This is a genomic window from Thalassoroseus pseudoceratinae, assembly GCF_011634775.1.
Taxonomy (GTDB): domain Bacteria; phylum Planctomycetota; class Planctomycetia; order Planctomycetales; family Planctomycetaceae; genus Thalassoroseus; species Thalassoroseus pseudoceratinae.
On sequence record NZ_JAALXT010000010.1, the window covers coordinates 70,211 to 81,313 of the forward strand.

At 55.8% G+C, this 11,103-nt stretch carries 7 protein-coding genes and 20 tRNA genes; 4 read left to right on the top strand and 23 right to left on the bottom strand.

Translation table 11 applies throughout. The features are described 5' to 3' along the window. Position 1: 1 nt before the first annotated feature. The 13 genes from G6R38_RS26360 to G6R38_RS26420 all read right to left on the bottom strand — a co-directional run bounded on the left by G6R38_RS26360 (position 2) and on the right by G6R38_RS26420 (position 1,702). Positions 2-72, bottom strand: a tRNA-Ala gene (locus G6R38_RS26360). Between the two features lie 115 nt (positions 73-187). Continuing rightward, positions 188-270, bottom strand: a tRNA-Leu gene (locus G6R38_RS26365). 25 nt (positions 271-295) lie between these two features. After that, positions 296-367, bottom strand: a tRNA-Glu gene (locus G6R38_RS26370). 10 nt (positions 368-377) lie between these two features. Beyond that, positions 378-459 (bottom strand) — tRNA-Tyr (locus G6R38_RS26375). Positions 460-572: 113 nt separating this feature from the next. After that, a tRNA-Asp gene (locus tag G6R38_RS26380) sits at positions 573-645 on the bottom strand. Between the two features lie 323 nt (positions 646-968). Beyond that, positions 969-1,042: transfer RNA gene (locus tag G6R38_RS26385), tRNA-Leu, on the bottom strand. 15 nt (positions 1,043-1,057) lie between these two features. Continuing rightward, a tRNA-Val gene (locus G6R38_RS26390) sits at positions 1,058-1,130 on the bottom strand. A 55-nt stretch (positions 1,131-1,185) separates the two neighbouring features. Then, positions 1,186-1,256 (bottom strand) — tRNA-Trp (locus G6R38_RS26395). Between the two features lie 15 nt (positions 1,257-1,271). Next, positions 1,272-1,356 (bottom strand) — tRNA-Ser (locus tag G6R38_RS26400). Between the two features lie 10 nt (positions 1,357-1,366). Then, a tRNA-Gln gene (locus G6R38_RS26405) sits at positions 1,367-1,441 on the bottom strand. Between the two features lie 7 nt (positions 1,442-1,448). After that, positions 1,449-1,536 (bottom strand) — tRNA-Ser (locus G6R38_RS26410). A 13-nt stretch (positions 1,537-1,549) separates the two neighbouring features. Further along, positions 1,550-1,621: transfer RNA gene (locus G6R38_RS26415), tRNA-Asn, on the bottom strand. A 7-nt stretch (positions 1,622-1,628) separates the two neighbouring features. Further along, positions 1,629-1,702 (bottom strand) — tRNA-Pro (locus G6R38_RS26420). 49 nt (positions 1,703-1,751) lie between these two features. Here G6R38_RS26420 and G6R38_RS26425 point away from each other — a divergent pair. Then, positions 1,752-2,099, top strand: a complete 348-nt coding sequence (locus G6R38_RS26425) for a hypothetical protein (protein ID WP_166831788.1) — start codon at positions 1,752-1,754, stop codon at positions 2,097-2,099. Here the strand turns inward: G6R38_RS26425 and G6R38_RS26430 are convergent. The 7 genes from G6R38_RS26430 to G6R38_RS26460 all read right to left on the bottom strand — a co-directional run bounded on the left by G6R38_RS26430 (position 2,100) and on the right by G6R38_RS26460 (position 2,856). Continuing rightward, positions 2,100-2,170, bottom strand: a tRNA-Gly gene (locus tag G6R38_RS26430). A 55-nt stretch (positions 2,171-2,225) separates the two neighbouring features. After that, positions 2,226-2,296: transfer RNA gene (locus tag G6R38_RS26435), tRNA-Thr, on the bottom strand. A 35-nt stretch (positions 2,297-2,331) separates the two neighbouring features. Then, positions 2,332-2,404 (bottom strand) — tRNA-Lys (locus G6R38_RS26440). 32 nt (positions 2,405-2,436) lie between these two features. Then, positions 2,437-2,508 (bottom strand) — tRNA-Lys (locus G6R38_RS26445). 62 nt (positions 2,509-2,570) lie between these two features. Then, positions 2,571-2,643: transfer RNA gene (locus G6R38_RS26450), tRNA-Ile, on the bottom strand. Positions 2,644-2,682: 39 nt separating this feature from the next. Then, positions 2,683-2,755 (bottom strand) — tRNA-Glu (locus tag G6R38_RS26455). Between the two features lie 29 nt (positions 2,756-2,784). Beyond that, positions 2,785-2,856: transfer RNA gene (locus G6R38_RS26460), tRNA-Phe, on the bottom strand. A gap of 506 nt (positions 2,857-3,362) precedes the next feature. Between G6R38_RS26460 and G6R38_RS26465 the strand changes: the two genes are divergently transcribed. Then, entirely contained in the window at positions 3,363-4,190 is an 828-nt protein-coding gene (locus tag G6R38_RS26465) for a glycerophosphodiester phosphodiesterase (RefSeq protein ID WP_166831789.1), read from the top strand. A 94-nt stretch (positions 4,191-4,284) separates the two neighbouring features. Next, positions 4,285-5,439, top strand: coding sequence for a glycoside hydrolase family 16 protein (locus tag G6R38_RS26470; protein WP_240928393.1), 1,155 nt, complete (start codon positions 4,285-4,287; stop codon positions 5,437-5,439). 518 nt (positions 5,440-5,957) lie between these two features. On the opposite strand, the gene G6R38_RS27920 is transcribed toward G6R38_RS26470, so the two are convergent. Next, positions 5,958-8,639: an FAD-dependent oxidoreductase gene (locus G6R38_RS27920; RefSeq protein ID WP_206028745.1), complete on the bottom strand. Its 2,682-nt coding sequence runs from the start codon at positions 8,637-8,639 to the stop codon at positions 5,958-5,960. A 358-nt stretch (positions 8,640-8,997) separates the two neighbouring features. Here G6R38_RS27920 and G6R38_RS26485 point away from each other — a divergent pair, with 358 nt between their 5' ends. Next, entirely contained in the window at positions 8,998-9,165 is a 168-nt protein-coding gene (locus G6R38_RS26485; RefSeq protein WP_166831791.1) for a hypothetical protein, read from the top strand. A 158-nt stretch (positions 9,166-9,323) separates the two neighbouring features. Here the strand turns inward: G6R38_RS26485 and G6R38_RS26490 are convergent, their stop codons facing one another. Both G6R38_RS26490 and G6R38_RS26495 read right to left on the bottom strand, forming a co-directional pair. Then, positions 9,324-9,551 (bottom strand): hypothetical protein, encoded by a 228-nt coding sequence (locus tag G6R38_RS26490; RefSeq protein WP_166831792.1) that lies wholly within the window; start codon positions 9,549-9,551, stop codon positions 9,324-9,326. 119 nt (positions 9,552-9,670) lie between these two features. Continuing rightward, complete coding sequence (locus G6R38_RS26495) at positions 9,671-11,095, bottom strand: DUF1501 domain-containing protein (protein WP_166831793.1); 1,425 nt, start codon at positions 11,093-11,095, stop codon at positions 9,671-9,673. Between the last annotated feature and the right edge of the window lie 8 nt (positions 11,096-11,103).

An 11,103-nucleotide genomic window follows, 5' to 3' on the forward strand; every position in this document is an offset into this window, starting at 1 on the left:
GTGGACTCACCGGGACTCGAACCCGGATTGCCGCCATGCCATAGCGGCGTCCTGCCTTTAGACCATGAGCCCGTTGCAGTCGGAGATGAGAAAAATAGCGGGTCCGGGAGTCGCACCCGGCTGTTCAGGCTTATGAGACCCGAATGAGCACTCGCTCACCCGCGATATACCGAGAGGCTCGGCGAAGTGACTAGGGGGAGATTCGAACTCCCACACCGCAATCGGTACAGTGTTCTGAGCACTGCGTGTCTACCATTCCACCACCTAGTCTCACTATTATCAAAAAACGTGATAGCAGCCCGTAAGGGATTCGACCCCATATCACTAGGCTGAGAACCTAGCATCCTGACCGTTAGACGAACGGGCCATGTTGTCAGTGCGTCGGGACGGAGTCGAACCGCCACAGCAAATATGCGGATGGGTTACAGCCACTTGAGCTCGCCGATGCCCAGCCGACGCGTGTCATTTAGACGAATGGTAGTCGAGTAGCACGCGAGGGAATCGAACCCCCATCCACGGACTTTTGAAATCCGTCGCTCTGCCTGATTGGCGTATCGTGCCAAGTTGAAAAGCGTCCCCGATGGGATTTGAACCCATGATCTCCTGCGTGACAGGCAGGCGAGCACTCCGCTACTCCACGAGGACGTCTGATTTATGGTTGGTTCAAGTATCGTCTATTGGCAAAGCCATCGCTCAAGCATCGTGCAATCTCAGCACACCGAACCCGGTCGCCCTGCAAGCCCATGGTGTTTGTCTCAATCTGTGAAAGGTGATTGATTAGCTTTGCTTCGTCGACTCCGTTTGTGAGGAGTTGAGCAATCATGGGAGCATAGGAATCATATTCGTCGCCAACGAAGGCTGACACTCCAATCGGGTCCCAGTCTCGCAAAACAGATTCAATCCATGTGGTAACTTGACGCAGTTCTTTTTGATTCATGAATCCCTCATACACCGCACTGACTTCAAAGTGGCTCAGGTGGGATTTGAACCCACAGCATCCCTGGTTCTAAGCCAAGGTGGTCTGCCAGTTGCCTACCGAGCCGTGTTGTGTTGGCAATAGTCCTGGAGGGACTCGAACCCCCGATCGACTCTTTGTAAGAGAGCTGCCTTCGCCGCTGGGCCACAGGACTGTTGATCCCATTCTACTAGAGACTACCAAACCCATCAGGTTCGCTAGTTTATTAGCACGCCCCCAAGGACTTGAACCCTGACTAACTGGTTTGGAATCAGTCGTGCTGCCATTACACCAGAGGCGTGTGTAGTGTTCTCAGCGGAAGCCGTGAGACTCGAACTCACAAGCAGTTTGCACCGCCACCTGTTTTCAAGACAGGCTCCTCAACCAACCGGATGACTTCCGATTCTTCAGTTGCGGGGGCAGGAATCGAACCTGCAAACTCGTCGTTCAAAGCGACGGATTTCTACCAACAGAAACTACCCCGCACGAGCAGCGGAAAGGGAGGGAGTCGAACCCTCAAGGCGTGTCTAACACTCGACCGCTTTCGAAACGGTTGCCATCACCCGTTGGCTTGCCTTTCCCTTGGACTTTCAGCTCCGGTGGCAGGAGTCGAACCTGCACTCGTCGGTTTAACAGACCGCCGCCTTACCATTAGGCCACACCGGAAAATCAGTCAGGATGGCTGGATTTGAACCAGCGATCTCGTGCTCCCAAGGCACGCGGAATACCAGGCTTTCCTACACCCTGAAGGTTCAGTCTCTTGAATATGTCATAATCTATTCGTCATAATGCACTAATGCAAAACGAGAGTTGGGGTTCGTTACTTTCAAACTATTTCGGCAATCGCGATCCATCTCAGGTTGAAGTTGAGTGGAAGTCTCTCAAGGCGAACCATGCCGTTGGTGACAAAGTCACTGGGGTCGTGGTCGCCAAAGCTCCGTATGGGGCGTGGCTCGATGTACATGGATTTCCGGCATTGCTTGAAATCATCTGCATCGACGGCTTGACGCCAGAAAGGTATCAAGCTGGGGATTGGTGCCCGATCGGTTCCCACGTCTCCGGTTTCATTGGCGGATTTAGGGACGATGTCCATCAAATCGGCATTTACCAAGTTCGCCCAGGACAAACCAAGGACGATCAGTAGAGCACCCAGCGGGAGTCGAACCCGCACTTTCGCCATGGCAAGGCGATAGGCTACCGCTACATTATGGGTGCTGATGTTTTGTCCGTTCATTGACGGACGATTCGTCGAGTTGCCAATGATCAGCAGAGCACCGGGCGGGAATCGAACCCACGTCGCCGCGTTACGAAGGCGGAATCTTGCCGCTAGACGACCAGTGCGTGTTGTTGTCTTCATCAGCCCAAGGCTGAACAAGCGGGATCGGACGGACTTGAACCGTCACCAATCCGGTTAAGAGCCGGACATGCTGCCGCTAACACTTCGATCCCGTGGGATGTTTGTTTCTTGTGAATGTTTTTAGTGAAGTCGGAGGGACTCGAACCCCCACCGTGCAAGTTAAAAGCTTGCTGTGCTGCCATTACACCACGACTTCCCAATGAGTCGTGATGTGCGTTTCCATCGTTGTCGCTCTAACATTCCTATAACTCCGATGATTTGCCCGAGAAGGAATCGAACCTTCGTTTCCGCCTTATCAGAGCGGCGTCCTCAACCATTGAACGACCGGGCTGATTGTGATTCCTGTGGGAAGTTGTTTCGATCGTCAAAGCGACCCGTGTGGGAGTCGAACCCAACCTGCTCGGCTTGAAAGACCGATGACCTCACCCGAAGTCGAACGGGCCGTGTTTTTCTAGCGATATGATTTGCACAGCGGGCTGGGAGGCGCTCGAATCCTCGTCTGCGGTTCTTCAGACCGCCGCTAGACCATCTCAGCTACCAGCCCTAATCGTTAGACTAGGGACACAAAAAAAGCCCGATGTTCTTTGTGACACCGAGCCTCGCAAAACGCTAGAGGAATCTCGGGTCACAATCCGGAGTAAGGCATCGACAACGCAATCGCCTGGCTGATCACGATGGATTGCCGATCACGTTCGTTGCCGTTGTGACTGTAGGATTGGATTGCGAACATCAAAGGCTTTCGTTGCTGTTGTGTTTGCGTCGTGTCTGAAAGAGTAGAGTCTCAAATACACATAATGGTTCGCAATGTTTTTCACGTAATCTGAAATACGCTGGAAGTCACAGATTTTTTCAGTTGGTTTTTCAACTCGTTGAGAATGCATTGCGTCGGTGTGTCACGATGAGATGCGGACGAGTCACGTATCTGAGCGTGAGATGCGAACATTCAGATGATTGTCGAGATATTGTGTCTGGTGAAACAACGCGGGCATTGCGGTATGGTGGAGACTCCACCGTTGCCAGTGCAGACGGTCCAACAGAAGGTTTTTCTTGATGTCAGTCTCCCGATGCCTTGTTCCAATGTTTCTGGCGGTGTTTCCGATCGAATCGCAAGCCCTTGCGGAGCCGTTGCCGCTGATGGGCGTTCAACAGATCGTGGCTCATCGCGGTTCGAGTGTCGATCGTCCTGAGTGCACATTGCCTGCGGTCCGCCGAGCGATTGCAGCCAGAGCGACAGCGGTCGAAGTCGATGTTCGTACCACGCAAGACGGGCATCTGGTGATTCTGCACGATGCCACGCTGGATCGCACCACGAATGGAAAGGGACCGTTGAGAGAGCATACGCTCGCCGAAGTTCGCCAGTTGGATGCCGGAAGTTGGTTCGATGCCGAGTATGCCGGCGAGCGTGTTCCGACCTTGCAGGAGACGTTGATCGCCTGTCGCGACAAGATCGATGTTTTGCTAGACCTAAAAGAGCAGGGGAGAGATTTTGCGATCGCCGTCGTTGCTGAGGTGAAGCAGCATGGAGCGCCGGAGCGGACGATTGTGGGTGTTCGTAGTGTCGAACAGGCTCGGCTGTTTCGTCAGCTGTTGCCTGATGCTCGGCAACTCGGGCTGATTCCCAACCCAAAGGCCATCGAACCATTCGCAGAAGCTGGGGTTGAGACGATCCGCCTGTGGCCACGGTGGCTTGATGACGACAACACGCTCGTCGAGCGGGTACGAAACACCGGAGCGGCCTTGCATTTGAATGGCACGACCGGCAAACGGGAGGAAGTTCTGTCATTGCTGGAACATTCTCCGGCTTCGCTCTCCAGTGACGATCCCGGTCAGCTTCTGAAGACCCTGGCAAAGTTGCATTTAGACCGGGACAAGCAGTAAGACCATGTGCCGGTGATTTGGAGCGGTGAAAGTCCCGACAAACTCGCCACCCAAAAAAACACACGACCCGTCGCGGAGCATGATGAGGACCAGAATGGACTACAAAACGTCAAGACGGACATTTCTATTTGTCGCCGGTGTCGGTGCCGTGTCTGCGGCCTCAGGCGTCATTGCAAGTCCACCGTCCCCGCAACCGCTTAATGAACCGCCTGCGGGTTCCCGGCTGGCCTTTGAGGAAGACTGGGCTGGAGGAAAAATCGACTCGAAGAAGTGGTATGTGCTGCGGAAGAAGTGGGGCGATGGCAATCACGGCGTTGTCCCGGAGAACGTGCGGATTGAAACCGATACCGTGGCAGGACGTCGACAGAACGTGCTCGTCTGTGAGGCACATGGTGACCACTACGACGGCCCCGTTACGGGATTATGGGGTAAGAAAGATCGCGTCGGTGGAGTGATCGTCTCGAAACCGTTCTTTGCCTCAGGCCGGTTCGAGGTTGTGATGAAGATCGGCTCGCGGATACCCTCCAATGGAGGACCGGAAAACCCGGCACATCCCAAAGGTTGTGTGCCGGCGATCTGGACCTACGGCTACCGCTGGGTCGACGGTGATGCCCAGCGGAAAGACGAGTTCGTGTCCACGAAGCCGCTCTACAACCCACACATGCCCGCCTACGGACTCGCTGCCAATGAGTATTGGTCCGAGCTGGATTTCCCTGAGTTCGGCAAAGACGGTGATTTCCGGCAAGCTCTCTACAATACGTTTTGCCAGAATCGCCACGATCCCAATCTGTTCGAAGCGGCCATCGCGACCGATGGCCGCTATCACACCTTCACAACCGAATGGCGAACTCAACTCCAACTACTCGATGGCATTACCGATCAGCAGGTCGCCAAACATTTGGGGTATTGGTGGGTACAGAGCAAGTCCGTGCCGTTCGCAGACTACTTGGGCAACCCGCTGAAGCGACTAGGCAAAGATCGCTACGCTGTCTATCAGGGTAAGAGCGTAACGCATTGGATTGATGGCAAGCCAGTCGGAACGCACAACAAGTACGTCCCCGCGATGGCGGCTCAACTCAATCTGGGCGTCTGGCTGCCGAAGTGGGCCGGGCCGGCTCCGTGGAAAACCGCGCAGGTTTCGTTTGCGTCGGTAAAAGTTTGGCAGTACGACGATCCTGGCGACGTCCGCGGCGTATTGGTGGACGACATCACCGACAACTTCCGCCCGGACGGCACGGAACTTCGGTGAAGATCACTTCGCGGTCCGGCTTCGCAACGGGGCGTTTGCCGATCAAGTCGGAATGATGCCATCCTCGTTTCACCAGCCCCTTGTGTACTCGATCGCCATGACTTCGCGGGCGGCGTCGCCACCCTAATGCCGGACTTTGCCCCCCACAGTTCCGGGCCGCAGTGCGTATGCGAGGCATTGAGCAGGATTGACTCCGGCGACAACCTGAACAGTTCCCGACACGCCACGACGACATCCTCGCGAACCCCTTGGGACACGCCAATCAAGTCTAATGCGACGATCGCTAACTGTGTGCCGGGGTCGTCTTCGAGAACCAGTACCTTCACGAACAAATCCTGAGCCGTCACCGTGGATGGCTTGTCCCGCGTCGCATAACCGGCCATCCACAGCGGCCGACCTTGCGTATCGCATGTCGCATCATGATTGAATCCTAGACAGCATTCAAAAATGCTTTTGAGATTGGGCCGAGATTTTGGGAAGGCGTGGAACGGTTCAAATCGGGGCAGCGGATTTCCCGATCAGCGGTTGCCTGAAGAGGTCGGTCGCGACTTGGCTTTCTTCCGAATCTCTTGCCGTTGCTTGTCGAGGCGTGCGGGCCAGCGGAATGTTGGCGCGGTCTGCGGATCGTAGCCTTGCAAGTGGCCGTTGAGTCGGGTGGCCGGTTTGGTGTAGGTGAGCTTCGTCTCGCCGAAGACTTCTTCACAGAGCTTCGCCAATCGTGGATCGTATTCACGAAGTTCCTTCCGGGTGTCGACGTGGTTGTGATCGTGGTCGGGCGGACGGTTGTTGTCGAACCACGACTGCACCCCCTCGGCAAAGTATTCGTGGTGATTCGTCGAAGCGTACTTGCCGGCCCACAGGCCCTCTTTCATTGCGGCATCGTAGGCGGCTTTGACGCGAGTGTCGAAACTCGGATCGACGGCGGCCAAGCCACGAAGGTGAATGTTGTGGGCGAACTCGTGAATCAGAATGCTCTCGGTTTGGTAGGGATCGCCGGGATAAGCTAGCAGATTTTCCTCGCCGCACGAACACAGCGGGTCCGTCGCCGAACCGCCCAAACCGCGAGCGCGAGCGTCCCAGTAATCCTTCGGTTTCATGTGAGCGTATTCGGGAACGTCGGTCGTGAACTCGTCATGAGCAATCACCACCAACCGCGAACCGCCGTTGATCATCGCATCTCGAACATCGGGCCGCTTCGCTAGCAAGAGATCAGCCAAATACGCTGCCTCTTTCAAAGCGTAATCGTTCACTTGGTCCGATGAGACAATCGGAAAGCCATTCGCACTGACATACTTTTGATAAAACTTTGGCAGCTTCAACTCGGCGGGCGGTGCCGTGACAGGATACGATGTCGATTCCTGATTGGTCGTCTTCTCAGCATCCTGGACAGCGGTCTGGAAGGCCTTGCGAATCCAATCGCCACGGGTCTTCAACTGCCGAGTATTTTGGAGCGGAAATAACGACTGCCAACGCTGCTTGAGTGCATCGTCCAAGGGTGCGTTCAGTTCCACCTTGTGTCCAGGATTCGCTTGGAAGTATTGCCCGTGAATCTTCTCGCCACGTTGACCGGGTTTGGCTGGCATGGGGGCCAGACCATGCAAACCGCCGAGCGTGCCCCACCATTGGACCGCCGCGAAATCGGGATGTCCCGGCAGCACATCACTCGCATAGATTGTAGCGGAACCATCGGTATGAAGCCGCCGCTGAAGTTTTGCGACGTCGACCTTCTGCACGGCAAGATCGGTTTCGATCGCCATGGACGCGGCATGGCCCGCGGCTTGGCCCAAAGACATCCAGATCGGTTCCAGTCGCAAGGCACAAAAGCCGACGTGGGTCGCCGAGACCGCCACCGGCACGAGCAAGTTGTCCACATCCTTGGGTAGCAGCGTGCCGTAGGGAATCTGATACGGCGGAACCGGGTTGTAAAACTCGCCAGTGTGATGGCCGCCGAATCGTGGCCCTTCGTGGGCGGTGCCGTGACAGTTGTTGCCATAGTCGCCCATGGCGATGGCATCCCGATGCAACACCGCTCGAGCATCGCCCGGAGCGTGTTCGCTGTCTTGCTGACGAAAGACGTGAACGCCCACCATTCGTCTCGCCTCTCGCACGTACAACTGCGGGGGCAGGTGATCCGTTTCGGCGAACTCATCACGACACCACCCCCACTGCTGAGCTTCGTTGCGGAACTTCTCAGGCACGGCCGCATCGTGTTGCAGGAAATACAGCAACCCAACTTGATCCCGTCGATGTTCAGCAAATACTTCGGCTCGGGCCGCCGCATCGCCGTCCGGCCATTGCAGGTTCTTTCCTGGCAACGAAAGCCGCACTAGTCCTCCGGAAACGTCATTGATGTCGTATTTCCCATTCGGCAGCGGCGGCGTCTGGGCTTTGAACAGGCACCCCCTTGGATACCCGAAGACAGTCTTGATGCGACCCGATTTCAGAATCGGCAGCACACCAAGAAAGTCTTCACGGCGATAACCAGCCGGAGCTTCCGGAGCAACTCGGTTGGCGGGATCGCGGGTCATGATGAACCGGAAGTTGTACGCCTGAAGCTGAACGTCACCGTCTTCCGGAGCTAGCGATTCCTGGAACTCGTCGCGACCTTCCCGACCGCACCGCCAAGGCACACCAGATTTCGCCAGCAGATCACCTTCATACGTCGCATCGATGAAGACTCGCCCGGTGAAAGTCACCTTGGCACCATCGGGATCGAGGAACGTAGCTGATTGGATGTGTCGCGTTCCGTTCTTCTTGCGAACCTGCACGGAATCCAATGTCATCTGTCTTGAGACCGTAATGGATTCCCATTCGGCCAGCATCTGCTGGAACACCGCCAAGTTAACGTGGGGTTCCGCGAACGTGCCCCGAAACGAATCCCGCACCTGCTGGGAATCGCGACCGTATTTTTTGGCGTAGTAGGCTTCGACCCGCTGACTGAAATCGAGATACGTCCCGGTCAAACTTTCAAACGAATGGAAATCCGTGTGTGACAACCCACTCGTCACCAATCCGCCAATGCGTGCGGTCGGCTCCACCAAACGGACCCGCTGACCACTATCCGCCGCAGCAATCGCTGCCGCGATTCCGCTCGGTGTCGCCCCATAGATCACCACGTCCGCATCCCGTGACTCCGTAGCGGATGCCACGGATGAAGATGCCAAGAAGCCAACTAAGTGGAATAGGATCGCAACTCGCATAGCACGCACTTCATTTGTCATTGTTTGAGGTTGGAACACCTAAAGAATCGAACAGTCCCCCTAATCGGAGGTCCTTTACCGCCAACGTTCCTGTCGATGGACCAGATTCTACCGATCTCGGCCCGAGTTTGCGCCCGCGTTGCATCACTGGCCGAGCCCATTCCCAAAGAACACCGTACACTTCGCGCTAACAGCGAGTGAAAGTGACGTCTCGACTTATGAGAAACGGCCGGGGTTCGAGGCAGGAACACCGAGGCTGTGAAAAGAAATCATCGTCCCTCTTGCTCGGGGACTCACGCTTCTCCCATGTCGCGAGTCGACGTGACTCGCAAACCGTTCACTCTTGAGGAGACGTGGAATGCCCCCCAAAACCAAAGCCATGAAAGAAAAAGCCGTGCTCTGGCAGTTCAACGATCAAGAACCCGGAAACTGTGCCACCGTAGCCTATTTGCAGATGCTAACAGAGCGACGTGACCAACAAATCGGTCACCTCGAAGCGTTGCAAGAGTTAATCGACGAATCCTAATGTGTGCCGAACTCCCGTTCGGCATGACAAGCGATGGTCATTTATGTTCTCCAACTCGCGTCCTCAATGTCCGAGAATGGATTGACCAACTTGGTCGTGAAGAAGAGATTTGACGAGTAATGGAATGACTGGAAGCGGATCGAGTCTGAGCACGTCGTTCAAATCAAGAACCGTATTTGAAATATCTTCAAAGGACTCACGCCCCGATGTAACAACTCCGCCAATGGACCGGCCAAGGCGACCAGCACCGCCTCCTCATGCAGTTCACGCTCGGTGAACTGGTTTAGCGGCCATTCGACGCGGACATCGGCATAGCGTTCGGGACCGCCGTCCCAATCCGGGTCGATGGTCACCGACTGCACGCAGGCTCCGACAAAGATCGCCATGCCGGGTCGTACTATACAGTCCGATGCCTTTCGAAGAAGCGTTGTTGAAACGAGGTGTTGACGACTGCAACATTCTTGATTTGTGGCAACGAGATATCAGGTATCTGCGTCCGCTTGATTCACTGGATGATCGCTTTCGCAACCGTCCCGGCAACGTCGGTGAGACGCATTTCTCGGCCGGCGTGAAGGAACGTGAGTCGTTCGTGGTCGAGTCCGAGTAAGTGAAGGATCGTTGCGTGCCAATCGTGGATGTGCATGTGATCGGTGACGGCTTCGTAGCCATGCTCGTCGGTGGCTCCGTAACTGACGCCGCCTTTGACACCGCCCCCGGCCATCCACATCGTAAAGCCTTTGTGGTTGTGGTCGCGTCCCGTGCCGGAATCGGAGTACGGTGTGCGACCAAACTCGCCACCCCAAACGACGAGCGTGTCTTTGAGCAGGTCGCGACGTTTGAGGTCGGCCAGGAGTCCCGCGATCGGTTTATCGGTCTCAGCACAGTTTGACGCCAACGCCGTTTGAATGTTGCTATGCTGGTCCCAACTGCCGTGGCCGAGTTCAATAAACCGAACACCGGCTTCGGCAAGTCGCCGTGCGAGCAAGCATTGTCGTCCGAACCCATCCGTGGGGTCTTCATCGATTCCGTAGAGCGCAAGTGTTTCGGCTGTTTCGTCGGATAGATTCATCACTTGCGGGACAGCATCCTGCATGCGAAACGCCAACTCGAAGTTTTCGATCGCTCCTTCGACGATCGGATTGTGGATGTCACGAGAGAGTTTCTCGCGGTCGAGTGCCGCGATTAGCTCAAGTTGTCGCTGCTGTTCACCACGCGATAGGCGGTTGTTGACAGCGTTTGCAATCCCGTTGGGGTTTACCTCCCCACGCCGCATGCGATCGATTCTCCGGTTTCTTTGGCTGCTGTCCTGAACCGTGAACTTCGTTCCCTGATAGGCAGCCGGAAGAAAGGCACTTCCGTAGTTTTGGGCACCGCCCGTTGAACTTGGCGGATTGATCGAGATGAAACCGGGAAGATTTTGATTCTCGGTCCCGAGTCCGTACAAGCTCCATGCTCCGAGTGAGGGTCGGACGAACTGCGCGTGCCCTGTATGAAGTTGAAGCATTGCTTGAGCGTGAGCGGGTTGATCACAATGCATCGACCGCAACAGACAGAGAGAATCAGCGTGCTCAGCCAAGCGAGGAAACAGTTCGGAAATCCACAGACCGGCGTCGCCGTGTTGCTTGAACTTCCACGGCGACCGGCACCAGGGGGAACCGTAGGACGACGGCCGACCGTGATCATGGACTAGTCGAGGTTTGTAGTCGAAAGTATCAACATGCGATGGCCCCCCTCGCATACAAAGAAAGATCACTCGTTTCGCGAGCGGCTCAAAATGCGGTTGCCGGACTGCCAAACTTGAGCGTGTCGCCGACTGCTCAGCCGCTGCAAGCCCCGCGAAGGCCAAGTAACCAAAACCCGCTGAGAGTGTTCTCAACGCATCTCGACGAGAGACGGCCGGGATCCGTCGCGTGCAGAAATCACGATTCATGAGTTATC